Here is a 24,871-nt window from a genome sequence, read left to right on the forward strand (position 1 = left end):
CGGTGCGGCTCACGCCGATCCCGGCCGGGTGTCCACGGGCAGGCAGAGCAGTCCGGTCAGCACGGCCAGACCCACATGGATCAGGTAGAGCGGCTTGAAGTCGTCCAGCTGCACCCGGCCATCACCCAGCAACAGCACCGTGATGGCCACACCGAGCACGCCGCCGATCTGCCGCGTCGCCTGATTGAAGGCACTGCCCACCGCGTAATGCGCCACCGGCAATTTGGCCACGGCCGCACCCGACAGCGACGGCAGCACCATGCCCACGGCGATGCCACTCAATAGCAGGCCGGGCAGCCAGTCACGCAGGTAATTCGGCTCGACCCCGGGCACCAGCAGAAACCACAAAGCACTGGCGGCATAGATCGCCGAGCCCCCCACCAGGAACGGGCGGTGCCCCAAGCGACCGGCCAGCCGCCCGACGATGATGGCGGTGGGAATCACCATCAGCGGTCCCGGGGTGATGGCCATGCCAGCCTGTGGCAGGTCGTAGCCCCACACGCCGGTGGTGAAAAAGAAAAACGTGAAGAACATCATCGCGAAAGCCACGCCAAACCACAGCGTCGCCAGGTTGACGTAGCGATAGGTGCGATGCGCGAACAGCGCCGGATCAACCAGCGGTGCCCGTGCCCAGCGGGTCCAGGCCACGAACGTCAGCAGCGCCAGGGTGCCGCCAGCGGCGACGATGGCAATACGGGCGCGAGTCCAATCCGTCGATTCCAGCTGCACGATCGCCAGCGTGATGGCAGCCACGCCGACCATCAGCAAGGTCATGCCGGTCCAGTCCAGCGGCCTTGGCCGGGCGGCCGGTAGCGACTCGCGCAACAACGTGCGCCCTTTCCACAGCGACAGCAGCCCCAGCGGCAGGTTGAGATAAAACGCCCACGGCCAGCCCAGCGTGTCGACCAGTATCGAGCCCAGACCCGGTCCGGCGGCAGCGGCCAGCGCGCCAACCGCGCCCCACAGACTGACCGCCATGGCGCGCTGCGAAACCGGAAAAGCGTCGAGCACCAGCGACAGCGATGCCGGCGTGAGCAGCGCCGCGCCCACGGCCTGGAACACCCGCGCCGCGATCAGGGCATGAACGTTGGGCGACAGCCCGCAAGCCACCGACGCCAACAGGAAGATCGCCACGCCGCTCAAGAAAAGCCGCTTGCGGCCGAACCGGTCGGCCAAGCCTCCGGCCGGAATCAGCATCGCCGCAAACACCACGGTGTAGGCGTTGAGCACCCACGACAGGTTGGCGGGCGACACGCCTGGAAACCCGTCGCGCAGCGTGCCGAAGGCTGCGAACAGCAGCGTGCTGTCCAACGACACCAGAAACACGGCGATGCTGGCCACCCAGAACACCGGCCACGGTGCCGGTATCGCGGTGGGGGTCATCCCCACGTCTCGAACGGCCTCCGTTGCGCTCATTCGGCAGCCGACGAGGGCAGGCCGGTCACATAAATGGCCGGACTTGCCGACAGGCCCTGCTTGACCATGCGGCTGATGTCGTCGGCCAGCACTTCGTCATCACCGGCCTCCAGACCATCGAACGCCGCCCGGACCACGTCGGCAGGCAACGACTTCGGCACGTCCAGGCCGCGCGTCAAGTCGGTGTCGACAAAGCCAACGTGCAGACCGGTCACCAGCGTGCCCTGCGGCGCCAACTCCAGGCGCAGGCCGTTGGTCAGCGCCCAAGCCGCCGACTTCGACACGCCGTAAGCGCCCAGCAGCGGCCCGTTCAGCCAACTGGCAATCGAAAGGACATTGAGAATCGCGCCGCCGCCATTGGCCGCCAGCAGCGGCGCAAACGCCCGGCTCATCCGCAGTGGGCCGAAATAGTTGGTGTCGAGCTGCCGCTGCGCCAGCTCGATGGTGTCGTCGGCAAAAAATCCGCCCTGGTGCGCGATGCCGGCATTGTTGACCAACACCGTGACATCGCCGCATTCCGCCGCCACCCGGGCAACGTCGGCGGCGCGGGTGACGTCCAACCGCAACGGCACCACGCCGGGCAGATCCTGCAGCGTTGCCGGGTCTCGCGCGGCGGCGTAGACCTTGCGCGCGCCCCGCGCCAGAGCGGCCTGTGCAAACGCGCGACCCAGCCCGCGATTGGCGCCGGTCACCAGCACCACCGCATTTTCAATTTTCATTTGGACCACTCCCAGTGAGTTGCCTGTTATGAAGAACATCATATTTCTGCGGCGCTTCGAGCCCTGCAGTGAAGCATTTCAGGACCTGTTCTCGCCCTCGTACGCGGCCAACAACGCGGCCCGCTGGCTGGCCAGAAACCCGCGGCCCTGCGGGTTGTCACCCAAGGCACGGGCCAGCTGCAGCGCGCCCACCAGGGTGCTGGCCAGCGTTTCTGCCGCATCTGCCGGCGCGCCCGCAGGCAGCCGTTCGCGCACTGCGGCCACAAAGCCCTGAATGCGGCGCCGCGACGCGGCCTGCACCTCAGGGCTCTGACGCGGCATTTCGCTCAGCAACGCCGAGATCGGGCACCCTTCTTCAACCGCCGCAATGTGCCTGTCGGCCAGATAGGACGACACCAAGGCCTTGAAACGGCTTGTCCCTCGGGCCTCGCGCCGGGCGGTGGCATCGACCAGATTCTGCATGCCCGCCGCGCCGGCGTGTTCAATCGCCTCCACCAGTAAAGCGTCGCGGTTGGCGAAGTGCGCGTAGAACCCGCCGTGGGTCAAGCCCGCCTCTTTCATGATGTCGGCGACGCCGACGCCCTGGTAGCCCGCACGACGAATCGCCCGCGCGGCGGCACCGACAATGCGGGCGTGGGTCTGTTCTCTGCGACTCTGGGTAGCGGCCATGACGACTTGCCATAATTATGATGATCGTCATATTATTTGCGCCAGACGACCTCGTCAACTTCTTCTTTCCTTGATGGATTTCAGCATGAACGTCATGACCAGCGATGCCCCCACCACCGGTCTGCAACAACTTCAGAACCTGCTCGCCGCCGGGCGCCAGCCGCCCATCGGCGACACCATGGGCTTCAGCCTCGACGAAATTGCCGAGGGCCGGGCGGTGTTCGTCGGCACACCGGGACCACAGCTCTATAACCCCATTGGCTCGGTGCACGGCGGTTATGCCGCCACGCTGCTCGACTCCGCCTGCGGCTGCGCGGTGCACAGCCGCCTGAAGGCCGATCAGGCCTACACGACGCTGGAGCTCAAGATCGCCTATCACCGCGGCATGACCGCCGACACGGGGCCGGTGCGCGCCATCGGCACCGTGCTGACGATGGGCCGTCGAGTCGCGTTTGCCGAGGCCAAATTGCTGGACGACCAGGACCGGCTGCTGGCCTCGGCAACGTCCACCCTGCTGGTGATGGAGCGCCCTGCCGGCTGACGCCATAGGCATGGGGCGTCGATAGTTGACGGTGCCAGCCTGGCGTTGTGCTGCGACAACCGGGCACCGGCGCCGCATTCGAACGGGTCGCAGACGACCTGGATCGCGACCCGATAGATCCGCAAGCGCTCGGCACCGGCCACGGCCTGCCCGTAAACTGGACGTCGATTTTGTCGCTCATCGTGCCGGAGGGCCGATTCCCGATGCTCTTCACATTTTTCTTTACGGTTCGCGAAGCCGGCGTCAAAGCAGCGCTGTCGGAATTTCTCATGCTGCTGGAGGCGCTCTCCAAGCACGTGGCGATTTTTTCGCTGGATGATTTCTATCATCTGTCGCGCGCCGCGCTGGTCAAGGACGAGTCGCAGTACGACCGCTTTGACCGCGCATTTGCCGCCTACTTCAAGGGCGTGGAGGCCGTCACCGGCGAGCTGTTCACCACGCTGCCGGAGGACTGGCTGAAGAAGCAGGTTGATCGGCATTTCACCGAAGAGGAGAAGGCCAAGATTCAGGCCCTTGGCGGACTCGATCAGCTGATGGAAACCCTCAAGCAGCGACTCGAGGAGCAAAAAGAACGCCATGAAGGCGGCAGCAAGTGGATCGGGACCAACGGCACGTCGCCATTCGGCCACGGCGGCTTCAACCCCGAGGGCGTGCGCATCGGCGGGCCGGGCGGTAACAAGTCGGCGGTCAAGGTCTGGGAGAAACGCGAGTTCAGAAACCTCGACGACACGCTGGAACTCGGCACCCGCAACATTAAAGTGGCGCTGCGCCGCCTGCGCCGCTTCGCGCGTGAAGGCGCCGAAGAAGTGCTGGATATTGACGACACCATCGGCTCCACAGCGCGCAACGCCGGCTGGCTCGACATCAAGATGGTGCCCGAGCGCCGCAACGCGACCAAGCTGCTGCTGTTCTTCGACATTGGCGGCTCCATGGACCCGCACATTCGCGTCTGCGAAGAATTGTTCTCGGCGACCAAGGGCGAGTTCAAGCACCTTGAGACTTATTACCTCCACAACTTTCTCTACGAAAGTGTTTGGAAAGACAATGTGCGGCGCCATTCCGAGCGCATTCCGGTCTACGACATCCTCCACAAGTTCACCGGCGATTACCGGGTGATTTTCGTGGGCGACGCGGCGATGAGCCCCTACGAGATCACCTCGCCGGGTGGCAGCGTGGAGCACTGGAACGAAGAGGCCGGCAGCGTCTGGATCGAACGCTTGCAACGACATTTTCCGCGGCTGGTATGGCTGAATCCCGAGCGTGAGGATTATTGGCAGCACTCGCAGTCGTGCCAGGTCACGCAGCGGTTGATCGGGGTGGATCGCATGTTTCCGCTCAGTCTGGCCGGGCTGGAAGGCGCGATGAAACGTCTGGCTCATTAGACTAGGGCCATGAGCAAACCTTCTTGCGCGCCGCACTTGACCGGAACCGACTGATGCGCCCGTCGGTTCGCCGCCGTACTTTGCGCTGGCTGATGTTCGGCTTCTTCATTTTTGCCCTGTTGGTGCTGGGCGCCAATCGCTGGATCATCAACAGCACCAAGTCCAGCCTGTATCGCGATTTGGCGCTGCTGCCGGAAACCGAGGTGGGGCTGATTCTGGGCACCAGTCACCGCTCACGCAGTGGCGGTCCCAACCAGGAGTTTCAGGGCCGCATCCGCGCCGCCGCCGAGCTGTATCACGCCAACAAGGTCAAGCACCTGATCGTGTCGGGCGCCAACCCCGACGAGACCTACAACGAGCCGCGACAGATGCGCCGCGCGCTGGTCGAGCTGGGCGTACCGGGTGAAGACATCACCATGGACTTTGCCGGCTTCCGCACCTTCGACAGCATCGTGCGCGCCCAAACCGTCTGGGGCCTGCCGCGTTACACCATCATCACGCATCACTACCATGCGCCGCGTGCGCTGTTCATCGCCCGGCAGTTGGGTATCCGCACGTCGGTGGCCTATCTGGCACGCGTCGGCAGCAGCGAAGACCTGGGGCGTCGCGACCCGTTTCGCGAGATCCTCGCCCGCTTCAAGGCGGTACTCGACATTTACGTGCTCAACACCCAACCCAAGTTCATGGGCGAGCCCGAAGGCATCCCCCCCCGGCCCAGCCCCTTGCCGAGCATCGAGCCTGAGTTCGAGCCCACAGCCGTGCCCGCCGGGGCCGAATGACCCCCCGCCCCGGGTGGCCACCGTCCGCAACATTCAGCCGTCCCTTTTCCCGAGCCACATGACCGACCCCCGACCCCTGACCCTTGCCGGCCGGCGCTATGACTCACGTCTGTTGGTGGGCACTGGCAAGTACCGCGACTTTGCCGAGACCCGCGCCGCCATCGACGCCAGCGGCGCACAGATCGTCACCGTGGCGCTGCGCCGCACCAATCTCGGCCAGCTCCCCGGCGAGCCCAACCTGCTCGACGTCTTGCCGCCGGACCAGTTCACCCTGCTGCCCAACACCGCCGGTTGCTACACCGCTGACGATGCCGTGCAAACCTGCCGCCTGGCGCGTGAACTGCTCGACGGTCACAAGCTGGTCAAGCTCGAAGTGCTGGGCGATGCCCAGACGCTTTACCCCGACATGACCGCCACCCTGGCCGCCGCCGAAACCCTGATCAAAGACGGGTTTGACGTGATGGTTTACTGCAGCGACGACCCGATTCTCTGCAAGCGCCTGGAGACCATGGGCTGCGTGGCGGTGATGCCGCTGGCCGCGCCGATTGGCTCGGGCCTGGGAATTCAGAACCGCTACAACATCCTGACCATCATTGAGAACGCGACGGTGCCGATCATCGTCGATGCCGGTGTCGGCACCGCCAGCGATGCCGCCATCGCCATGGAATTGGGCTGTGACGGCGTGCTGATGAACACCGCCATTGCCGAAGCCAAGCAGCCGGTACTGATGGCCTCGGCCATGCGCAAGGCCATCGAAGCCGGGCGCGAGGCCTTTCTGGCCGGTCGCATGCCGCGGCGCCGCTACGCCTCGGCCAGCTCACCGCTGGACGGCATAGCCACGTGAGCGACGACGCACCGCAGGGCGAAGAAAAAAAGCACCGCCCGATTCGCTCCTTCGTGCGTCGCGAGGGACGTATGACAGTGGGCCAGCAAAGCGCCATGGAGGACTTGCTACCACGCTACGGCCTGGACCCCGAGCAGCCGCTCGACCCCGTGCAAACCTTTGGTCGCACCGCGCCGCTGGTTTTCGAGATCGGCTTTGGCGTCGGCGACTACCTGCTCGGGCGTGCCACCGCGCAGCCGCAAACCGATTTCATCGGCGTGGAAGTGCACCGCCCCGGTGTCGGACACCTGCTGTCGCGCGTGCACGCTGCAGGCCTGGGCAACGTCCGGGTCTACAGCACTGATGCCATCGAAGTGCTGGACCGCTGCATTGCCGATGCGTCGCTTGACGAGCTGGTGATCCAGTTCCCCGACCCGTGGCACAAGAAACGCCACAACAAGCGGCGTCTGGTGCAGCCCAGCTTCGCCCGGCGCGCAGTGCGCGTGCTCAAGCCCGGCGGGTGCCTGCGTCTGGCCACCGACTGGGCCGACTACGCGGTGCAGATGGTCGAGGTGCTCAACGCCGAGCCGGGCCTGCGCAACCTCAGCGCCACGGCCGATTACGTGCCCAAACCGCCGGAGCGAACGCTCACCCGCTTCGAGAAGCGCGGCGAGCGCCTGGGGCATTCGGTGTTCGATCTGGCCTATATCCGCACGCCTGACACACACACGACATCGGCGTGATGTGGGATAAGTAGACGCCCGGTCCTCACGATTCGTCCATGAGCGTCGCCCATCCCATCATCGGCATCACTGGCGCCAGCGGCGCGGGCACCAGCACCGCGCTACGCGTGTTGCTCGACATTACCCGCGATCTGAACGTCGAAGCCGCCGTGATCGAAGGTGACGCATTTCATGCTTACGACCGCGAACAGCTGCGAATCGCCATTGAACGTGCGCGTATCCGCGGCGAAAATTTTTCATTGTTCGGTCCGGCGGGCAATCTTCTTGAGCGTCTCGAAGCCTGTCTGGCCGAGTACGGCAACGCCGGCACCGGCAAGATTCGCCGCTATCTGCACACCCAGGCCGAGGGCGACGCGGTGAATCAGGCGCCCGGCACCTTCACCGCTTGGGAGCGGCTGCCCAAGAACAGCGACCTGCTCATCTATGAGGGCCTGCATGGCGGCCATGTCGGTGATGACGTCGACATCCAGAAGCACATGGACCTGCTGATTGGCGTGACGCCAGTCATCAACCTGGAGTGGATCCAGAAAATCCGCCGCGACACCGACGAGCGCGGCCATCGGCCCGAAGACGTGATGACCACCATTCTGCGCCGCATGCCCGACTACGTGACCTATATCACGCCGCAGTTCTCGCGCACCGACATCAACTTTCAGCGGGTGCCGCTGGTCGACACCTCCAACCCGTTCGTGGTGCGCGACATTCCCGGGCCCGATGAGTCGCTGGTGGTGGCGCACTTTCGCCCGAACGGCCGCATCCAGGTCGATGTCGAGGCCCTGCAGGCTGAGCTTCCTGGCGCCTTCGTCTCGCACCCGCACACGTTGGTGATCCCCGGCGCGCTGATCAGCGACGCCATGCTGCGCATCCTCACGCCGGCAGTGAAGGCACTGGTGACCCGAATTCCCAAAGACCCCGGAGTCGCGACATGAAGACCCGCCCGCTGGGCCACACCGGCCTCGACGTCAGCCTGATCACCCTGGGGACCATGACCTGGGGCCAGCAGAACACCGAGGCTGAAGGCCACGCGCAGATCGACCGCGCGCTGGCCGCCGGCGTCAACCTGATCGACGCCGCCGAGATGTACCCGGTGCCGCCCATGGAAGAAACCTACGGCGCCACCGAACGCATTATCGGCAGCTGGTTTGCCAGGACCGGGCGCCGCAACGACGTGCTGTTGGCCACCAAGGCGATGGGCCCGGGCATGGTCAATTACGTGCGCGGGGGCCCGCGGCTGACGCGTGAGCAGCTCATCGAAGCCTGCGACAGCAGCCTGAAACGCCTGCAGACCGATGTCATCGACCTGTATCAGCTGCACTGGCCCGAGCGCCCCACCAACTACTTCGGCAAGCTCAGCTACGAGCACAACGACCGACTCGGCACGCCCATCGAAGAATCGCTGCGGGCGCTCGAAACCTTGGTGCAGAGCGGCAAGGTGCGGCACATCGGCATCTCCAACGAAACGCCCTGGGGCGTGAGCGAGTACCTGCGTATGGCGCGGGATGCCGGGCTGCCGCGCATCGCCAGTATCCAGAACCCCTACTCGCTGCTCAATCGCAGCTTTGAGGTGGGGCTGTCCGAATTCGCCCACCGTGAACAGGTCGGTTTGCTGGCCTATTCACCGCTGGCCTTCGGCATGCTCAGCGGCAAATACCTGGGCGACATCTGGCCGGCGAACGGCCGCCTGACCCTGTTCAAGCGCTTCTCGCGCTACAACGGCGCACAAGGCATCAAGGCCACCCGTGAGTACGTGGCCCTGGCCCGCGATCACGGACTGAACCCCGTGCATCTGGCACTGGCGTTCGTCAACCAGCAGCCGTTTGTGACCAGCAACATCATCGGCGCCACCACGCTGGCGCAACTCGACGCCAACCTCGCAAGTGCCGAGGTCGAACTCAGCGACGCGCTGCTCAAAGGCATTGACGACATCCACCAGCGGTACACCATTCCCTGCCCTTGATCAGCGTACCGGTTGCTGCGCCGCATCGACCGGCGTAGAACTGAGGCCACGCAGTCATCCAGCAGCAGGAGGACGAAATGGCCCAGTGGCTCAGTGAAATGTCGGTCGGGCAGTGGTTCCAGACCCCGCAGCAAAGCTTCGAGATCGTCGGGCTCGATCCGGAGCACGAGTTGGTGCTGGTCCAGCACTACGACGGCACGCTGGAGGAGTACGACTTCGACAGTTGGCTGGAACTCGCGGCCGTGCCTCGCGAGGCGCCTGAAGATCTCGACGGCGCCTTCGACACCGAGCGCGACGACTTCGGGCTGGAAGACGACCGACCTTGGACCGACCCGCTGCGCGAGCCGCTGTCACATCTGGATGATTTCGGGCTCTAGGCAGTGTCGTCACGAGATTGTGAGCCAAAGGACCATGCACCGAATCTGGGCAGCGGCGAGGAAAGAGGACAGGTTCTTGGCGTAACGCGTGGCGATGCCACGCCATTGCTTGAGATGCAAGAACGCATTCTCGACCAAGTGCCGCTGACGATACAGGTGCTTGTCGAATTCGCGTAGCACCTTGCGGTTCTTGCGCGGGGGGATTTCCGCCCGCATTCCTTGTGCTTGAGCCTGCTCAATGATTGTGTTGCTGTCATAACCCTTGTCAGCGATCAGGTGCTCGGCACTGAAGCCTTGGATCAGGGTTGAAGCTTCCACACAATCCGCTCGGGTAGCTTCTGTAGCAAGGATTCGGACCGGCATACCATGCGCATCCACGGCCAGATGTATCTTGGTGTTGAGCCCCCTTTTGTACGACCGATGCCTTGATTGCCCCCGCGAGCACCGGCCGCATGAGGGTGAACCTTGCAATGGCTGGCATCAATCATCAACCACTCGAAGTCAGGCTCGTCGATCAAGCGGTCGAGCAAGGCTTCCCACACGCCGCTATCGCGCCAGCGACAGAAGCGTCGATGCGTGTTTTTCCAATCGCCGTAGGCCGGAGGCAAGTCGCGCCAAGGAGCCCCCGTCCGCACAATCCACAGGACCGCATTGATGAACTGGCGATTGTTCTTGGCGACGCCGCCCCACTGCCCGGCTTGACCAGGCAGATGGGGTTCAAGCAACGCCCAGTCTCGATCCGAAAGATCGTGGCGACGAAAGGACTCCTTCATAAGATCGCTCGTTGTGGCCTTAAGGGGCGCTTATCATATCTCGTGACGACACAGCCTAGGGCCCGTGTCGGCCGCAGAGCACCCTTTGCTGCCGTTGGTCGCCAACCCCGACCCCCCAACAATCGGTGGACACGATCACGGCGGCGCCTGCTGCGGCAACGCGGCAAGCAAAGCGCGCCGCCGCAACCCGATGATCAGCAACAGCGCCGGCAGCCCCAGCGCTGCGGTGTAGGCGAAGAAGATCGGATAGCCCGCTGCCTCGACCACGAATCCCGATCCGCCTGCCAGCAGCTTGCCCGGCAGCGTGAACAGTGACGAAAACAGCGCGTATTGGGTCGCCGTGTACAGCGTGTTGGTAAGGCTCGAGAGGTAAGCGATGAAGGCCGAGCCGGCAAAGCCGGACGCCAGGTTTTCGGCGCTGATCACCAGGGTCAGGCCCAGCACGTCGGGATCGGGCACCAGCGCCAGTGCGGCGAAGGTCAGATTGGTGAGCATCGCCAGCACGCCGCCAATCATCAGTGACGTGAACAACCCCAGCCGAAACACCGCGACCCCGCCCAGCGCCGCGCCGACGATGGTCATGATCACGCCATAGACCTTGGCCACCGCTGCGATCTGCTGCAGCGAATAACCCATGTCCAGGTAAAACGGGTTGGCCATTACGCCCATGGTGATGTCCGGCAATCGGAATGCGCCGATAAACATCAGCATCAACAGCGCGGTGCGCACGCCGTTGCGGGTAAAGAAGTCGAGAAACGGACACACCACCGCGCCGGTCAGCCACGCGCCGGCCTGACGTAGCGGCTGCGGCCAGTGCGGACGCGCCTCGATAAACGCGGTGACCCGCGCCTCGCTCGCCAGTGCGGCGCGGTCAACCTTGGTTTCGGGCTCGCGGATCAGCAGCGTGGTGACAACGCCCACCCCTACCAGTGCCGCCATGGCGAAGTAGGCCACCGACCAGTCATAACGGCTGGCCATGACCAGCGCGCCGGCGCCGGCCGCCAGCAGCGCGATGCGATAGCCCAACTGGTAGGCCGCTGCCATGGCCCCCTGCAGTTCGGTTTCGGCGGCCTCAATGCGCCAAGCGTCGATGGCGATGTCCTGTGTGGCGGACGAAAACGCCACCAGCAGCGCCGCCCAGACGATCACCGACAGGTTGGTCGCCGGGTCGCCCCATGCAATCAGGCACAGGCCGCTCATCAGTCCGGCCTGGGCCAGCAGCATCCAGCTGCGGCGCCGACCGAGTGCGCGGGTCAACAGCGGCAGGGCCAGCCGGTCGACCACCGGGGCCCAGAAGAACTTGATTGAGTAGGCCAGGCCCACCCAGCTCAGCAGACCGATGGTCGAGCGCGCCACTCCGGCCTGGGTCAGCCACGCTGAGAGCGTGCCGAACACCAGCAAAAAGGGCAGCCCGGCTGAAAACCCCAGAAACAGCATCGCCCGCACCGGGCGCTGTCCGTAGGCGGCAAATGCCGCCTTCCAGCCCGCGTCAGCGCTCACCCGCACGCCTCCGCCAACCCGCCGGGCCTGCGAGCGTCCTCAATCGGCATAGTCAATCACCAGCGGCGCGTGGTCGGAAAAACGTTGGTCCTTGTAGACAAACCCTACCTTGAGTCGCGCCGCCAGGCCCGGCGTAACCAGTTGATAGTCGATGCGCCACCCGACGTTGTTGGCCCAGGCGTTGCCGCGATTTGACCACCAGGTGTAGGCCTCGCCCTCAGCGTCGGGATACAGATGGCGGAAGGCATCGATCCAACCGTGTTCGCCCAACACGCGGGTCATCCATTCGCGTTCGTGCGGCAGAAAGCCCGAGTTCTTGCGGTTGGATCGCCAGTTCTTCAGGTCAATTTCGCGGTGTGCGATGTTCCAGTCCCCGCAAAGCACGTAGTCGCGCCCGTCGCCGGCCATGGCTTTGAGACGTGGCTCGAAGAAGTCGAGAAAGCGGTCCTTGCTTTCTTGCCGTTCGGGGCCGGACGAGCCGGAGGGCAGGTACAGCGACGCCACCGTGAGGCCGCCAAAATCGAAGGCCAGATAGCGCCCTTCATCATCGAATTCGGCCATGCCCAGACGGTCATGCACGGCATCGGGTGCACGTCGGCTGTACACCGCCGTGCCGGAATACCCCTTTTTCACCGCGCTGCAAAACGCCACGTGCCAACCGTCGGGGCGAAAGCCGTCATCCAGATCGGCCTCCTGCGCCTTGGTTTCCTGGACGCAGACCACATCGGCGCCACTGCCCGCCAGCCACTCGAAAAAACCCTTGCGCGAAGCCGAGCGGATGCCGTTGGTATTGATGCTGACGATGCGCACGTGCGGCTCACTCGTAAAATGGTCGGCAAAGACTAACGGAAGCGCCCGCAATGCAGCCTCATCAACGCGACTTTATCGAGCTCGCCCTCGGTCACAACGTGCTGCGTTTCGGCGCGTTCACGCTGAAATCCGGGCGCGTGTCGCCGTACTTTTTCAACCTGGGCCAGATCAGCTCCGGCGCCGCGCTGATGCGGTTGGCGCGCGCCTATGCGCAAACCTTGCTCGATGCCGATCTGGCGTTCGACGCGCTGTTCGGCCCCGCCTACAAGGGCATTCCGCTGGCGGCGGCGGTGGCCATCGCGCTGGCCGAACGCGGGCGCGACGTGCCCTTTGCCTACAACCGCAAAGAAGCCAAGACCCATGGCGAAGGCGGCACGCTGGTGGGTTCATCGCTGGCCGGCAAACGCGTCGTGTTGGTGGACGACGTGCTCACCGCCGGCACCGCGCTGCGCGAGGCCATCGGCATCCTGCGCGCCGCCGGCGCCGAACCGGTCGCGGCCCTGATCGCACTCGATCGTCAGGAACAGGGTCCACAGCCGGGCCAATCTGCCGTACAAGCCATGAGTCATGACACGGGTGTGCCAGTGCTGTCGCTGGTCAACGTCGACCAGGTACTGGATTTTCTCGGGCAGGATGCCGAGCATGAGGCCACGCGGGCGGCCATCCACGCCTACCAGGGGCAATACGGAGTGCGTTGACATGCGGCAGAGCCAGACAATGCGGGTCACCCAAGGCACGTTGCTCATCCTGTCCCTGACGCTGGCCACCGTGTCCCACGCCCGCATCATCTGCTGGACCGACGATAACGGCCGCAAGGCCTGCGGCGATGTCGCCCCTCCGGAGGTCAGCGCCCGGGAACGCCAGGTCGTCAATTCCCGCGGCATGGTCGTGGAAGTCCGACCGCGACAACCGACCGAAGTCGAGCGCCAGGCCCAGGCCGAGGCCACCCTTCGCGCCGCAGAAGAAGCCGCGCTCACCGAACGGCAGGCTGCCTACGACCGCTTCCTGCTGCAAACCTACCGCGACCTTGATGAGCTGACCGCCCAGGGCGACCGCCGGCTTGAAGCCGTCGCCGCCCGCAAAGAGTTGGCAGAACAGGCGGTGGCCGACACTGAAGCGGCCGTGGCCGAGCTTCGCGAACGCCAGGCGCGGCTCGACAACGAGGGTCGCCCCATCCCTGCAAAGCTGCTCGAACAACTGCGCAGCTTCGAGGCCGATTTGGCCGGCCACCTGGCGGCGCTCGAAGGCCTCACCGAACAGCAGAGCACCTTACAGGCACGATATGCCGCCGATGCCGAGCGGTTTGCCGAGCTCAAGGCTTCAAGCGCAGGCACAGCCCCATAACAGTGGGAGGAACGCCCGCTCCAGTGCAGCGCTTCCAACAAAGCGTTTGGACATGGCGCGTGTGATCGAGTGCAGATTGAGGCGTATCGATACGCGATAGAGAGCAGTATCGCGACGATGAGTAACGAAGCGCTGTGCTCAACGGAAGTGCTCCGCCTTCGATCAGCATGGCGACGCCATGCCGCCATTTGCGATCGGCGGGGCTGCTAGCATCGGCCACCCCGATTGAACGCTCGTCAAGGAGCCACCCCATGCATTTCGACGCCAGCGCCCGCTCGAAGGACACTCAGAAGCGCGTCCGTGCCTTCATTGCGCAGCACATCACGCCCATCGAGCACGACTACTGGGAGCAGGTGTTGGCGCAGCGCCACGGCGGCGACTGGGCGCAGTGGGTCATTCCGCCGGTTGTCGAGGAGCTGAAGGCCAAAGCCAAGGCCGAGGGCCTGTGGAACCTGTTTCTGCCCGACCCGACGCTGGGGGCGGGGCTGTCGGTGCTCGAGTACGCGCCGGTCTGCGAGGAAATGGGCAAAAGCCTCATGGCGCCGGAAATATTCAACTGCAACGCGCCCGACACCGGCAACATGGAAGTGCTGTGGAAGTACGGCAGCGAGGCGCAGAAAGAACAATGGCTGCTGCCGCTGCTGGCCGGCGAGATCCGCAGCGTGTTTTTCATGACCGAACCCGAAGTGGCCAGCAGCGACGCCACCAACATGCAGGCCACCGCCAAGCTCGAAGGCGACGAAGTGGTCATCAACGGCCGCAAGTGGTGGAGCAGCGGCGTCGGCGATCCGCGCTGCAAGATCGGCATTTTCATGGGCCTGTCGGCGCCGGAAGCCGGTCGCCATAACCAGCACTCGATGGTGCTGGTGCCTATGGACACCCCCGGCGTCACCATCGAACGCATGCTGCCGGTGTTCGGTGAATTTGATGAGCCACACGGCCACGGTGAAGTGGTGTTTCGCGACGTGCGCGTGCCCAAGGAGAACCTCATCGCCGGCCTCGGCCGCGGCTTCGAGATCGCGCAGGGCCGCCTCGGGCCGGGCCGCATTCACCACTGCATGCGCTGCCTCGGCGCCGCCGAAAGCGTGCTGGATTTGATGATCAAACGCGGCATGAGCCGCACCGCCTTCGGCAAACCCGTGCTCAATCTGGGCGGCAACCGCGAGCGGGTGGCTGACGCGCGCATCGCCATTGATCAGGCCCGGCTGCTGACCCTGTTCGCGGCGTGGAAGATCGACCAGGTCGGCGCCATTCCAGCGATGACCGAGATCAGCGCGATCAAGGTGGTTGCGCCCAACGTGCTGCAACAGGTCTGCGACTGGGCCATTCAACTGCACGGCGGCATGGGCGTGTCACGCGACGTGCCGCTGACCGCCTTCTACGCCCAAGCCCGTTCGCTGCGCCTGGCCGACGGCCCGGATGAAGTGCACAAAGGCGTGATCGCGCGCATTGAACTGGCCAAGCGGGGCCTGGGCAAATGAGTGAGGCCGTGCTCGACCGCGGCGGCGCAGTGCGCGAAGGTGAAGAACTGGATGCCGCCAAGATCACCGCCTGGTTGCAAGCCCAGGGCGTGGCGCTGGACGGCATGCCCACCGTCACGCAATTCTCGGGCGGCGCCTCCAACTGGACCTACCGGCTGGAATACGCCAACCGCGACCTGATTCTGCGACGCCCGCCGTCGGGCACCAAGGCCAAGGGCGCACATGACATGGGACGCGAGTTCACCGTGCAGTCGGCGCTCAAGCCGGTGTTTCCCTACGTTCCGACCATGGTTGGGTTTTGCACCGATGAATCGGTCATCGGCAGCGAGTTCTATGTGATGGACCGCATCAAAGGGATCATTCCGCGCAAGAATCTGCCGCGCGGCCTGACGCTGAGCGAGTCCCAGACCCGGCACCTGTGCCGCAACATGCTCGACCGCCTCATCGCCCTGCACCGGGTGGACGTGCGCGGCACCGAGCTTGAAAAACTCGGCAAGGGCAGCGGCTACGTACAGCGCCAGATCGACGGTTGGAACGCGCGCTGGGCCAAGGTGCCCACCTGGAACGTGCTCAAGTTTCAGGACGTGCAGGACTGGCTCAAATCCAACATGCCGAACGATGTGGCGAGCGCAGTGATTCACAACGACTGGCGCTTCGACAACCTGGTGCTGTCGGCCGACGACCCGACGCAGATCATCGGCGTGCTCGACTGGGAAATGGCCACGCTCGGCGACCCGCTGATGGAACTGGGCTGCGTGATTGCGTACTGGAGCGAAGCCGGCGACGACCGCATCGCCCAGTTCATGCGCCGCCAGCCCACCCATCTGCCGGGCATGTTCTCGCGGCGCGAGGTGGTGGATTACTACCTCGAACAGTCGGGCCTCAAGTGCGACAACTGGGCGTTCTACGAGGCCTATGGCCTGTTCCGGCTGGCGGTGATCATCCAGCAGATCTACTACCGCTACCACCACAAACAGACCACCAACCCGGCGTTCAAGCACTTCTGGGTGATGGCGAACTATCTGGGTTGGCGGGCGCGGCGGGTGATCAGGGGGGCGAGATGAACTTGATGATGGCGACTCCCCTCTCCCGCAAGCGGGAGAGGGGTTGGGGGAGAGGGCCGCGCGATAGCGCGGGGGTGGGGGTGCGCCCCGGACAGCGGAATTTCATGGCGCCACCCAGCCCGTCGGCTTCGCCGACGCCCTCTCTCCACCGCCTGCATCCGCAGGCGGTTCCCCTCTCTCCCGCAATGCGGGCGAGAGGATGTTGTGCCGCGAAGCGGCGGGCCTGGCAGCCTGTCGGACTTGAACTCGCGCCCGCGTGGCAGTCCCATTTTTCGCCTGGCAAGACGCGACTGAGGAGATTTGGTTGTTCCAAATAACGAAGGAGCAACGCCGCAAGGCGGAAAATGGGGCGCCACCCGAAGGGCCGGCGCCGACACGGCGTCTGCGCAGCAGCGGGTGCGGGAGGCGCCGGATCGGCCAGCTCCCGCACCCACTTCGCTGCGCGAAGGCACCGTGTCGCTGGCCGGGGCCGCTTTTGCGCATCACTGCGTCTGTCGTTCCTCCTGTACTTCAAGTACACCGCGTCACTCCTTCCTTGTGCTGCGCAAAAGCGACCTCCGGCGCAGACGCGCATTCAAGTCCGACAGGCTGCTAGCCTTGGGCGCCGTCTATCTGATTCGCCACGGTCAGGCGAGCTTCGGCAAAACCGACTACGACCAGCTCTCCGAGACCGGCGTAGAGCAGGCGCGGGTGCTGGGCGCGGCCCTGCGTGACCGGCTGGTGCCCGACGCGGTGTTTCGCGGCTCGATGCTGCGCCACGAGCAGACCGCCGACGGCGCGCTGGGCGCCATGGACTCAACCTGCGTGCAGCAGATCGACGAGGGCTACAACGAGTACGACCACGACGACATCATCGTGAAACTGCGGCCGATGTACGCCAACAAGCTGCTGATGCGCGCCGATCTGGCCAAAACCCTGAATCCGCGCCGCGCCTTTCAGACCATGCTCACCGAGGCCATGACCCGCTGGATGTCGGGTCAGCACGACGATGAGTATGGCGAAAGCTGGCCGGTGTTCCGGGCGCGCTGCAACGAGGCACTGGCGCAAACCATTGCCGCCTGCGGGCCGTCAAAAACGGTGCTGGTGTTCACCTCGGGCGGGGTGATCTCGACGATCTGCCAGCAACTGCTCGACCTGTCGGACACCACCACCCTGAAGCTGCAATGGACCATGGCCAATGCCGCCATCACCAAGGTGATCTACAGCGCCCAGACCGGCCGCGTGCACCTGTCCAGCCTCAACGAGCACGTCCATTTCGAGGGCGAGAATGCGCGCCTCATCACTTACCGGTAACCCGCTATGACCCGTCAAAACATTCTCATCACCGGTGCCAGTTCGGGTTTGGGCGAAGGCATGGCGCGTCTGTTTGCCGCACAGGGCCGCAATCTGGCCTTGTGCGCGCGCCGTACCGATGCGCTGGACGCGCTCAAGGCCGAGCTGCTGGGCCAGCATCCGAACGTCCGCGTCGAAGTGCGGGCGCTGGACGTCAACGATCACGACGCCGTGTTCGCCGTGTTCAAGGACTTCGATGCAGCCCTGGGCGGGCTCGACCGCGTCATCGTCAACGCCGGCATGGGCAAGGGTGCCGGGCTGGGCACCGGCCACTTCGAAGCCAACCGCCAGACCGCGATGACCAACTTCGTCGCCGCACTGGCGCAGTGTGAAGCGGCGCTGGAGCTGTTCCGCGCGCGCAATGCCGGGCATCTGGTGATGATTTCGTCGTTCAGCGCCTACCGCGGCTTTCCGCGCGCGATGACCACCTACGCCGCCACCAAGGCGGCCGTCGCCAATCTGGCCGAGGGCATGCGCGCCGAGCTGATCAACAGCCCGATCGCGGTCAGCACGATTTACCCCGGCTACATCGACAGCGACATCAACCGCCACGTGAAGAGCCGGCCCTTCGTGGTCGATACCGAGTCCGGCTGCAAGGCCCTGGTCGCCGCCATCGAGCGCGAACCGGCCACCGCCAACGTGCCGAAATGGCCGTGGAGCCTGCTGGCGACGATCGTGAAGTGGATGCCGTTGTCGGTGGTTGCCAAGATGAGTTGAGGGCGTCGGGTGCTAGCCTGGCAGACGTGCGAAGTGTCACGACGTCCTTCGTCGTTGGTTGCAATGACCTCATCACTCGTGTTGATGGGCCTGTTGGCCGGGATTGCCCCCGGCGGTGCAGTTTCTTTTCTTGACACCAAGAAAAGGAACCAAAAGAAGGTGCCCCACCTGCCGTGCCCCGCTAACGCGGGGTTCCCTGTGCTTCTCGCAACGGAGGGGATTCGCGGAACTCGCTGCGCTCAGACAACCGCGAATCTGATCCCTCCGCTGCTGCGATGCTCGGCTCGGCAGAAGGGGGAGGAAAAGCGAAAAGCGCTTACCGCTTTTGACGTTCTCCCCTTCGGCTCCGGCCGAGCAACGGAGCGGCGGGCGATAGAGGCTTGCGCTTGTCTGAGCGTAGCGAGTTTGCGCAAGCCCGCCCGTTGCGAGTCGCGCAGGGGACTTTTGGGCAACGCCCAAAAGCCGGAACGTAGGGCGCCCTCTTTTGCTTACTTTTCTGGGCGACAGAAAAGTGAGTGCCCCGCCGGGGGCAGTCCCGGCCAACAGGCCCATCAGAATGAGCAGCGAGCGCGTTGTAACCCACCAACGCCAAAAGGCTCAAGCCTTGATCAAGGTCCCGATGCCCTTGTCGGTGAACAACTCCAGCAACACCGAATGCTCAACCCGACCATCGATGATGTGCGCGGTGCGCACGCCGGTGTTCACCGCGTCGAGCGCGCATTCGATCTTCGGCAACATGCCGCCGTAGATGGTGCCGTCGGCGATCAGCGCCTTGACCTGATCGACGGTGAGGCCGGTCAAGACCTTGCCCTGCTTGTCCAGCAGGCCGGTAATGTTGGTAAGCAGAATCAGCTTCTCCGCCTTGAGCACGCTGGCCAGCTTGCCTGCGGCCGTGTCGGCGTTGATGTTGTACGCCTCGCCGTGCTCGCCAAAGCCGATGGGTGCGATGACGGGGATGAAGCCGCCGGTTTCCAGGTTTTCGATGACGCGCGGATCGATCTGGTCGATCTCACCGACCTGGCCGATGTCTTTGCCGCTGGCCAGCGCCAACTTGCGGGCGCGGATCATCCCGCCATCCTTGCCGGTGAGCCCTACGGCACGGCCACCCTGCCGGTTGATGGCGGCGACGACGGCCTTGTTGACCAGGCCGCCGAGCATCATCTCGACCACGTCCATGGTCTCGCCGTCGGTGACGCGCAGGCCTTCGATAAAGGTGCTGGTCTTGCCGAGCTTTTCGAGATGCGCGCCAATCTGCGGCCCGCCGCCGTGGACGACGACCGGGTTCATGCCCACCGCCTTCATCAGCACGATGTCGCGCGCGAAGGCGTGAATCATCGTGTCGTCGGCCATGGCGTTGCCGCCGTACTTCACGACCAGGGTCTTGCCGTGAAAGCGCCGGATGTAGGGCAGCGCCTCGGTGAGGACATGGGCGATGCTCTGGGCATTGGTCAGGTCGAGCGTCATGGGTCGTCTCAGTTGCGCCCGGTGGAGCCGAAACCGCCGGCGCCGCGCGCCGAATCGGCGGTGAAGGCCTCGACCACCTGCAACTCGGCGCGCACCACCGGCACGAACACCAGTTGCGCGATGCGCTCCAGCGGCTCGACGGTGAAGGCGCTCTGGCCGCGATTCCAGCAGCTCACCATCAGCTCGCCCTGGTAGTCCGAGTCGATCAACCCCACCAAGTTGCCCAGCACGATGCCGTGTTTGTGGCCCAGCCCCGAGCGCGGCAGGATCACCGCCGCCAGCGCCGGATCGGCGACGAAGATCGACAGCCCGGTCTTGAGCAATTGCGTCTCGCCGGGCTGCAGCACCAACGGGGCATCAACAATGGCGCGCAGGTCCAAACCTGCACTACCGGCGGTGGCGTATTCGGGCACAGCGGCGCGAGCGTCGAGCACGCGAATCTGGATGGGCTTCATGCGGCGGGTGTGGCCTTGGCGTAGTGATGGGCGATGAGGCCCGCGAGCGTGCGGGCCACCTCGGCTTTGGGGCCGCGCGCGATGACTTGTTCGCCACCGGACCAGAACACCTGCAGGGCATTGTCGTCGGTGTCGAAGGCCAGCCCGTCCCCGACCTGGTTGGCGGCAATCAGATTCAGGTGCTTGCGGACCAGCTTGTCGCGCGCGTGCTCGGCAAGCCGCTCGGTTTCGGCGGCAAATCCGACCATGAACAGGTCAGGGCGCCCGGCGCGCAGCGTGGCAAGAATGTCGGGATTGCGAATCAGCGCGAGGCTGAGCGTGTCCGCCGACTTTTTCACTTTCTGCACCGCCACCTCGGCGGCGCGATAGTCGGCCACGGCGGCGGTGCCGATGAAAATGTCGGCGCTTGGGGCGAGCTCACCCGCGCGGGCCAGCATCTGCTCGGCGGTTTCAACGTCGATGCGCGTCACGCCGGCGGGCGCGGGCAGATTCACCGGGCCGCTGATCAACGTCACCTCGGCGCCCAGCGCCCGTAGCGCGGCGGCCAGCGCGTAGCCCTGCTTGCCGGACGAGCGGTTGGTAATGAAGCGCACCGGGTCAATGGCTTCGCGCGTGGGCCCGGCAGTGAGCACCACTTTCTTGCCCGCCAGCGGCCCGGTCGGCGCGGCCAGCTGTGCGATCACGGCGTCGCGAATGGCTTCGGGCTCGCTCATGCGTCCGGCGCCGATCTCGCCGCAGGCCTGCGCACCGTCGCCAGGACCGACCAGCGTGACGCCCCGGGCCGCCAGCGTCGCCGCATGGGCTTGGGTGGCCGGGTGCGCCCACATCAGCCGGTTCATCGCCGGGGCCAGCATCAACGGCTTGTCGGTGGCCAGCATCAGGGTGCTGAGCAGATCATCCGCCAAGCCCAAGGCCGCCTTGGCAAGCGTGTTGGCCGAGCACGGCGCGACCAGCACCAGGTCGGGCCAGCGCGCCAGTTCGATATGGCCCATCGCCGCCTCGTGGGCGGGGTCGAACAGGGCGCTGCGCACCGGGTGGCCGGACAGCGCCTGAAAGGTCATCGGCGTGATGAATTCATGGGCGTGACGGGTCATCACGACGCGCACTTCGGCCCCGGCGTCCTGCAGACGCCGCAGCAGCTCGGCGGCCTTGTAGGCAGCAATGCCGCCCGTCACGCCGAGCAGGATGCGGCGCCGCGCCAGAGGCAGGTCGGTGGAGATGGCCGATGACATTGCGGCATTCTATCGGTCGTCACGCCAACGAGGAGCGCTGATGGCCATCACCGATTGGCCGGCCGACGAACGACCCCGCGAGCGACTGCTGGCCCATGGCGCGGGCGCGCTGTCGGATGCCGAGCTGCTGGCCATCTTTCTGCGCACCGGCGTCACAGGCCTCACTGCAGTGGACCTTTCCCGTCACCTGCTGCAGCGCTTCGGCGGGTTGAGGGCGCTGCTGACCGCTGATCGCGGCTCGTTCTGTGCCGAGAAGGGGCTGGGCGATGCCAAGTACGCGCAGTTGCAGGCGGTGCTGGAAATGTCGCGGCGGCACCTGGCCGAGCGCCTCAAGGTGGGCACCGCCATCGACAGTCCCGAGGCCATTGCCGAGTATTTGCAGGCACAGCTGCGCGATGCCGAGCACGAGATTTTCGCCTTGGTGATGCTCGACAGCCGCCACCGGGTGCTGGCCTTCGAGCCGATCAGCCACGGCACCATCAACGCGGCCACCGTGCATCCGCGTGAAGTCGTCAAGCGGGTGCTCAAGCACAATGCCGCTGCGGTGATCCTCGCGCACAATCACCCCAGCGGCGTCGCCGAGCCGAGTCCATCAGACCGGCAGCTCACGGCGCGGCTTAGCGATGCCTTGAAATTGATCGATGTGCGTGTGCTGGATCACCTGGTGATCGGCGACGGGCCGCCCTACAGCTTTGCCCGCGCCGGGCTACTCTGACGACCCCGCGCTTGCGCTGGGGATCATTCCCCTGTTATAAAGCGCGCCCTTTGCGACAGGCAGCCCGGTTGAACGTGGGCGTTTATCGCGTATTACCAGCAGCTTGCAAACGACGAATTCTGAGGCGGTTTTTCCATGTCTAAAGTCTGTCAGGTGACCGGCAAACGTCCGATCTCCGGTAACACCATCAGTCACTCCAACGCCAAGCGCCGTCGCCGGTTCGAGCCGAACCTGCACACGCATCGCTTTTGGCTGGAGTCCCAGAAACGTTTCGTGTCGCTGCGCGTGTCCGCCAACGGCATGCGGACGATCGACAAGAAAGGGTTCGAGGTGGTGTACGCCGAACTCAAGAAGCGGGGCGAGGTGTAAGCCATGGCGAAGACGAAGAAAGACCGTGAAAAAATCCGCCTGATCTCGACCGAGGGTACGGGTTACTTTTACACCACCACCAAGAACAAGAAGAACACGCCGGACAAGTTCGAGTTCATGAAATATGACCCGGTGGTGCGCAAACACGTGATGTTCAAGGAAGGCAAGATCAAGTAAGGCTGATCAAGCGCGCCGCCGCATCAGGGCGCAGCCAAGCGACATCGCAAGGCGATGCGCTCGATCATCAAAGCCCGCGCTTGTCGCGGGTTTTTTTGTTGACGGGAGTTGGGTATGAGCGAGTTCGAGCAGGCCCCGGAAGCCGCGTCTGGCGAGTCGGCGCCGAGCGCCCACCACCGCCACCTCGAGCACGCCCGCGACGAGATCATTGAACTGCTGTCACGGCAGGGCATCGAGCGCGAGTTGCTGGCGCACGACGCATCGCCGAGCAAAGACCTCGCCGCTCAGCTTCTCACCCGCCAGCAGCACGCCCAGCTCGCGCAGCGGCTTTCCGGTTTTCACCCGGCTGACGTGGCGTTCGTGCTCGAAAGTCTCGCCCCTGACGCGCGCGACATGACTTGGCATCTGGTCTCGCCCGAGCAGCGCGGTGCGGTGCTGCTGGAGTTGAGTGACTCGGTGTTGCGCACGCTGCTGGTCGACATGCCGCCCGAGCAGATCGCCTCGGCCATCCGCCACCTCGAGTCGGATGACATCGCCGACTTGCTGGAGCCGTTGCCCGAGGCGTTGTCGCAAGAGGTCATCGCCAGGCTGGACCGGCGTGACCAGGAAGAAGTGCGCAGCGTGCTGTCGTTCCCCGAAGGCACGGTCGGGGCCATGATGGACCTCGACTTTCTCACCATCCGCGAAAACACCACTGTCGAGGCCGTGCAGCGCCTGCTGCGCCGCAACCGTGCCGACGTCCCCAGCGACTGCCATCAGGTCATCGTCATTGACCGCGAGCGTCACTTGAAGGGCGTGATCGCGTTTCAGCAATTGCTGTTCAACGAGCCCGAGGCCGATGTGGTCGGCGTGATGAACACCGAGCCCCATTACTTCTACACCGACGATGAGGCCGAATCGGCGCTCGACGCGTTTGAGAAGTACGACCTCATCGAGGCACCCGTGCTCAATCTGCACCGGCAAGTGGTCGGTCGTATCACCATCGACGCCGTCGTCGATGAAATGAACGAAAAGGCCCAGAGCGACAGCCTTCGCCAACGGGGGCTGCGCGAGGAGGAAGACCTGTTCGCGCCGGTTTGGGCCAGCGCACGCAACCGTGCGCCCTGGCTGGCACTGAACCTGATGACGGCGTTCATCGCCTCACGGGTCATCGATGCCTTCGAAGTGGTGATCGTGCAGCTGGTGGCGCTTGCGGCGCTGATGCCCATCGTCGCCAGCATCGGCGGCAACACCGGCAACCAGACCGTTGCACTGGTGATTCGCGGGTTGGCGCTGGACCAGGTACGACCCTCACAATTGCGGCAGATGTTTGCCAAGGAATTCAGTGTCGCCACCGTCAACGGCCTGCTTTGGGGCACGGTGCTGGGTATCGCGACCCTGGTCTTCTACGGCAACATTGCGCTGGCCGGGGTCATCGCCATGGCCGTGCTGTTCAACCTCTGGGTGGCCGCCACGGCAGGCCTGCTGATTCCGCTGACCCTGTTCCGTCTCGGGCGCGATCCGGTGATGGGGTCGAGCATCATGCTGACCTTTCTCACCGACAGTGGTGGGTTTTTCATCTTTTTGGGGTTGGCGGCGTTGTTGCTGGTGTGAAGTCTTGTCGCTGGAGCGAATGCCGACCTGAAGGCGGTGGTCGGAGCTTGACACCGGCTTCTGATGGGCCGGCCTGTTGGCGGGCTCAGGGGCCGGGACTGCCCCCGGCGGTGCAGCTCCTTTTCTTGACACCAAGAAAAGGAACCAAAAGAAGGTGCCCCACTGCCGGGCCCCGCTGTCGCGGGGTGCCCTGCGCATCTCGCAGGTGCGGGGCCTCGCGGAGCTCGCTTCGCTCAGACAACCGCGGGTCTGATCCCGCCCCTGCTGCGATGCTCGGCCCGGGCAGACGGGGGTTGAACAACAAAAGCCGTCGCCGGCTTTTCGCTTTTGACGTTCCCCCCGTCGTTCCGGCCGAGCATCGCAGCGGCAGGCGATCAAGGCTTGCGCTTGTCTGAGCGTAGCGAGTTGCGCAAGCCCGCCTGTCGCGAGAAGCACAGGA

At 64.8% G+C, this 24,871-nt stretch carries 27 protein-coding genes; 18 read left to right on the top strand and 9 right to left on the bottom strand.

All coding sequences use genetic code 11. From position 1 onward, the window contains the following. Positions 1–9 precede the first annotated feature (9 nt). The 3 genes from U741_RS0102995 to U741_RS0103005 form a co-directional block, all read right to left on the bottom strand. Positions 10–1,383, bottom strand: coding sequence for an MFS transporter (locus tag U741_RS0102995; RefSeq protein ID WP_200872662.1), 1,374 nt, complete (start codon positions 1,381–1,383; stop codon positions 10–12). 29 nt (positions 1,384–1,412) lie between these two features. Further along, entirely contained in the window at positions 1,413–2,135 is a 723-nt protein-coding gene (locus U741_RS0103000; protein ID WP_029889012.1) for an SDR family oxidoreductase, read from the bottom strand. Positions 2,136–2,213: 78 nt separating this feature from the next. Next, the gene (locus U741_RS0103005) at positions 2,214–2,804 is read right to left on the bottom strand and encodes a TetR/AcrR family transcriptional regulator (RefSeq protein WP_029889013.1); all 591 of its coding nucleotides are present in this window, start codon (positions 2,802–2,804) and stop codon (positions 2,214–2,216) included. Between the two features lie 85 nt (positions 2,805–2,889). Here U741_RS0103005 and U741_RS0103010 point away from each other — a divergent pair, with 85 nt between their 5' ends. From U741_RS0103010 to U741_RS0103045, 8 genes are all read left to right on the top strand, one after another. Then, positions 2,890–3,345: a PaaI family thioesterase gene (locus U741_RS0103010; protein WP_029889014.1), complete on the top strand. Its 456-nt coding sequence runs from the start codon at positions 2,890–2,892 to the stop codon at positions 3,343–3,345. A gap of 203 nt (positions 3,346–3,548) precedes the next feature. After that, positions 3,549–4,727 (top strand): vWA domain-containing protein, encoded by a 1,179-nt coding sequence (locus tag U741_RS0103015; RefSeq protein ID WP_029889015.1) that lies wholly within the window; start codon positions 3,549–3,551, stop codon positions 4,725–4,727. A 53-nt stretch (positions 4,728–4,780) separates the two neighbouring features. Further along, positions 4,781–5,506 carry a SanA/YdcF family protein gene (locus tag U741_RS0103020; protein ID WP_052378438.1) on the top strand — a complete coding sequence of 242 codons (726 nt, stop codon included), beginning with the start codon at positions 4,781–4,783 and terminating at the stop codon, positions 5,504–5,506. A gap of 58 nt (positions 5,507–5,564) precedes the next feature. After that, entirely contained in the window at positions 5,565–6,350 is a 786-nt protein-coding gene (locus tag U741_RS0103025; protein WP_029889017.1) for a thiazole synthase, read from the top strand. Then, positions 6,347–7,072: a tRNA (guanosine(46)-N7)-methyltransferase TrmB gene (gene trmB, locus U741_RS0103030; RefSeq protein ID WP_029889018.1), complete on the top strand. Its 726-nt coding sequence runs from the start codon at positions 6,347–6,349 to the stop codon at positions 7,070–7,072. Before U741_RS0103025 ends, trmB begins: the two co-directional genes overlap by 4 nt. A 38-nt stretch (positions 7,073–7,110) precedes the next feature. Further along, positions 7,111–8,001: a phosphoribulokinase gene (locus tag U741_RS0103035; protein ID WP_029889019.1), complete on the top strand. Its 891-nt coding sequence runs from the start codon at positions 7,111–7,113 to the stop codon at positions 7,999–8,001. Next, positions 7,998–9,029, top strand: a complete 1,032-nt coding sequence (locus tag U741_RS0103040) for an NADP(H)-dependent aldo-keto reductase (RefSeq protein ID WP_029889020.1) — start codon at positions 7,998–8,000, stop codon at positions 9,027–9,029. The genes U741_RS0103035 and U741_RS0103040 overlap by 4 nt, the downstream gene beginning before the upstream one ends. Before the next feature lie 77 nt (positions 9,030–9,106). Continuing rightward, positions 9,107–9,406: a DUF6763 family protein gene (locus U741_RS0103045; RefSeq protein WP_029889021.1), complete on the top strand. Its 300-nt coding sequence runs from the start codon at positions 9,107–9,109 to the stop codon at positions 9,404–9,406. 9 nt (positions 9,407–9,415) lie between these two features. On the opposite strand, the gene U741_RS18820 is transcribed toward U741_RS0103045, so the two are convergent. From U741_RS18820 to U741_RS0103060, 3 genes are all read right to left on the bottom strand, one after another. After that, a protein-coding gene (locus U741_RS18820) for an IS5 family transposase (protein ID WP_152551462.1) occupies positions 9,416–10,179 on the bottom strand; the annotation gives its coding sequence in 2 pieces (ribosomal slippage) (positions 9,416–9,807 and positions 9,807–10,179; 765 coding nt in all). Between the two features lie 135 nt (positions 10,180–10,314). After that, positions 10,315–11,679 carry an AmpG family muropeptide MFS transporter gene (locus U741_RS0103055; RefSeq protein WP_029889022.1) on the bottom strand — a complete coding sequence of 455 codons (1,365 nt, stop codon included), beginning with the start codon at positions 11,677–11,679 and terminating at the stop codon, positions 10,315–10,317. Positions 11,680–11,718: 39 nt separating this feature from the next. Continuing rightward, positions 11,719–12,489, bottom strand: coding sequence for an exodeoxyribonuclease III (locus U741_RS0103060; protein ID WP_029889023.1), 771 nt, complete (start codon positions 12,487–12,489; stop codon positions 11,719–11,721). A gap of 50 nt (positions 12,490–12,539) precedes the next feature. On the opposite strand from U741_RS0103060, the gene pyrE reads away from it, so the two are divergent. The 6 genes from pyrE to U741_RS0103090 all read left to right on the top strand — a co-directional run bounded on the left by pyrE (position 12,540) and on the right by U741_RS0103090 (position 18,427). Then, the gene (pyrE, locus tag U741_RS0103065; protein WP_029889024.1) at positions 12,540–13,187 is read left to right on the top strand and encodes an orotate phosphoribosyltransferase; all 648 of its coding nucleotides are present in this window, start codon (positions 12,540–12,542) and stop codon (positions 13,185–13,187) included. A gap of 19 nt (positions 13,188–13,206) precedes the next feature. Then, complete coding sequence (locus tag U741_RS0103070; protein ID WP_029889025.1) at positions 13,207–13,833, top strand: hypothetical protein; 627 nt, start codon at positions 13,207–13,209, stop codon at positions 13,831–13,833. Between the two features lie 251 nt (positions 13,834–14,084). Continuing rightward, a complete protein-coding gene (locus U741_RS0103075) occupies positions 14,085–15,314 on the top strand; it encodes an acyl-CoA dehydrogenase family protein (protein WP_029889026.1) in 1,230 nt (409 codons plus the stop codon). Continuing rightward, positions 15,311–16,378, top strand: coding sequence for a phosphotransferase family protein (locus U741_RS0103080; RefSeq protein WP_029889027.1), 1,068 nt, complete (start codon positions 15,311–15,313; stop codon positions 16,376–16,378). The genes U741_RS0103075 and U741_RS0103080 overlap by 4 nt, the downstream gene beginning before the upstream one ends. A 597-nt stretch (positions 16,379–16,975) precedes the next feature. After that, positions 16,976–17,671 carry a histidine phosphatase family protein gene (locus U741_RS0103085; protein ID WP_029889028.1) on the top strand — a complete coding sequence of 232 codons (696 nt, stop codon included), beginning with the start codon at positions 16,976–16,978 and terminating at the stop codon, positions 17,669–17,671. A gap of 6 nt (positions 17,672–17,677) precedes the next feature. Next, positions 17,678–18,427, top strand: coding sequence for an SDR family oxidoreductase (locus U741_RS0103090; protein ID WP_029889029.1), 750 nt, complete (start codon positions 17,678–17,680; stop codon positions 18,425–18,427). A 597-nt stretch (positions 18,428–19,024) separates the two neighbouring features. On the opposite strand, the gene argB is transcribed toward U741_RS0103090, so the two are convergent. The 3 genes from argB to coaBC are packed head-to-tail and all read right to left on the bottom strand — an operon-like array spanning position 19,025 to position 21,578. Further along, positions 19,025–19,891: an acetylglutamate kinase gene (gene argB / locus U741_RS0103095; protein WP_029889030.1), complete on the bottom strand. Its 867-nt coding sequence runs from the start codon at positions 19,889–19,891 to the stop codon at positions 19,025–19,027. 8 nt (positions 19,892–19,899) lie between these two features. Beyond that, the gene (dut, locus tag U741_RS0103100; RefSeq protein WP_029889031.1) at positions 19,900–20,346 is read right to left on the bottom strand and encodes a dUTP diphosphatase; all 447 of its coding nucleotides are present in this window, start codon (positions 20,344–20,346) and stop codon (positions 19,900–19,902) included. Further along, positions 20,343–21,578 carry a bifunctional phosphopantothenoylcysteine decarboxylase/phosphopantothenate--cysteine ligase CoaBC gene (gene coaBC / locus U741_RS0103105; protein WP_043110178.1) on the bottom strand — a complete coding sequence of 412 codons (1,236 nt, stop codon included), beginning with the start codon at positions 21,576–21,578 and terminating at the stop codon, positions 20,343–20,345. The genes dut and coaBC overlap by 4 nt, the downstream gene beginning before the upstream one ends. Before the next feature lie 40 nt (positions 21,579–21,618). Here coaBC and radC point away from each other — a divergent pair, with 40 nt between their 5' ends. The 4 genes from radC to mgtE all read left to right on the top strand — a co-directional run bounded on the left by radC (position 21,619) and on the right by mgtE (position 24,432). Beyond that, complete coding sequence (radC, locus tag U741_RS0103110) at positions 21,619–22,293, top strand: RadC family protein (protein ID WP_029889033.1); 675 nt, start codon at positions 21,619–21,621, stop codon at positions 22,291–22,293. Positions 22,294–22,428: 135 nt separating this feature from the next. Next, positions 22,429–22,662: a 50S ribosomal protein L28 gene (gene rpmB / locus U741_RS0103115; RefSeq protein WP_029889034.1), complete on the top strand. Its 234-nt coding sequence runs from the start codon at positions 22,429–22,431 to the stop codon at positions 22,660–22,662. 3 nt (positions 22,663–22,665) lie between these two features. After that, entirely contained in the window at positions 22,666–22,839 is a 174-nt protein-coding gene (rpmG, locus tag U741_RS0103120; protein WP_029889035.1) for a 50S ribosomal protein L33, read from the top strand. Positions 22,840–22,953: 114 nt separating this feature from the next. Continuing rightward, the gene (mgtE, locus tag U741_RS0103125) at positions 22,954–24,432 is read left to right on the top strand and encodes a magnesium transporter (RefSeq protein WP_029889036.1); all 1,479 of its coding nucleotides are present in this window, start codon (positions 22,954–22,956) and stop codon (positions 24,430–24,432) included. Positions 24,433–24,871 lie beyond the last annotated feature (439 nt).

Source organism: Polycyclovorans algicola TG408 (genome assembly GCF_000711245.1).
Lineage (GTDB): Bacteria > Pseudomonadota > Gammaproteobacteria > Nevskiales > Nevskiaceae > Polycyclovorans > Polycyclovorans algicola.

Coding starts and splice junctions, on each gene's coding strand:
- U741_RS0102995 (WP_200872662.1), bottom strand. CDS start 1,383: ATGACCCCCACCGCGATACCGGCACCGTGGCCGGTGTTCTGGGTGGCC.
- U741_RS0103000 (WP_029889012.1), bottom strand. CDS start 2,135: ATGAAAATTGAAAATGCGGTGGTGCTGGTGACCGGCGCCAATCGCGGG.
- U741_RS0103005 (WP_029889013.1), bottom strand. CDS start 2,804: ATGGCCGCTACCCAGAGTCGCAGAGAACAGACCCACGCCCGCATTGTC.
- U741_RS0103010 (WP_029889014.1), top strand. CDS start 2,890: ATGAACGTCATGACCAGCGATGCCCCCACCACCGGTCTGCAACAACTT.
- U741_RS0103015 (WP_029889015.1), top strand. CDS start 3,549: ATGCTCTTCACATTTTTCTTTACGGTTCGCGAAGCCGGCGTCAAAGCA.
- U741_RS0103020 (WP_052378438.1), top strand. CDS start 4,781: ATGCGCCCGTCGGTTCGCCGCCGTACTTTGCGCTGGCTGATGTTCGGC.
- U741_RS0103025 (WP_029889017.1), top strand. CDS start 5,565: ATGACCGACCCCCGACCCCTGACCCTTGCCGGCCGGCGCTATGACTCA.
- U741_RS0103035 (WP_029889019.1), top strand. CDS start 7,111: ATGAGCGTCGCCCATCCCATCATCGGCATCACTGGCGCCAGCGGCGCG.
- U741_RS0103040 (WP_029889020.1), top strand. CDS start 7,998: ATGAAGACCCGCCCGCTGGGCCACACCGGCCTCGACGTCAGCCTGATC.
- U741_RS0103045 (WP_029889021.1), top strand. CDS start 9,107: ATGGCCCAGTGGCTCAGTGAAATGTCGGTCGGGCAGTGGTTCCAGACC.
- pyrE (WP_029889024.1), top strand. CDS start 12,540: ATGCAGCCTCATCAACGCGACTTTATCGAGCTCGCCCTCGGTCACAAC.
- U741_RS0103070 (WP_029889025.1), top strand. CDS start 13,207: ATGCGGGTCACCCAAGGCACGTTGCTCATCCTGTCCCTGACGCTGGCC.
- U741_RS0103075 (WP_029889026.1), top strand. CDS start 14,085: ATGCATTTCGACGCCAGCGCCCGCTCGAAGGACACTCAGAAGCGCGTC.
- U741_RS0103080 (WP_029889027.1), top strand. CDS start 15,311: ATGAGTGAGGCCGTGCTCGACCGCGGCGGCGCAGTGCGCGAAGGTGAA.
- U741_RS0103090 (WP_029889029.1), top strand. CDS start 17,678: ATGACCCGTCAAAACATTCTCATCACCGGTGCCAGTTCGGGTTTGGGC.
- argB (WP_029889030.1), bottom strand. CDS start 19,891: ATGACGCTCGACCTGACCAATGCCCAGAGCATCGCCCATGTCCTCACC.
- dut (WP_029889031.1), bottom strand. CDS start 20,346: ATGAAGCCCATCCAGATTCGCGTGCTCGACGCTCGCGCCGCTGTGCCC.
- coaBC (WP_043110178.1), bottom strand. CDS start 21,578: ATGTCATCGGCCATCTCCACCGACCTGCCTCTGGCGCGGCGCCGCATC.
- radC (WP_029889033.1), top strand. CDS start 21,619: ATGGCCATCACCGATTGGCCGGCCGACGAACGACCCCGCGAGCGACTG.
- rpmB (WP_029889034.1), top strand. CDS start 22,429: ATGTCTAAAGTCTGTCAGGTGACCGGCAAACGTCCGATCTCCGGTAAC.
- rpmG (WP_029889035.1), top strand. CDS start 22,666: ATGGCGAAGACGAAGAAAGACCGTGAAAAAATCCGCCTGATCTCGACC.
- mgtE (WP_029889036.1), top strand. CDS start 22,954: ATGAGCGAGTTCGAGCAGGCCCCGGAAGCCGCGTCTGGCGAGTCGGCG.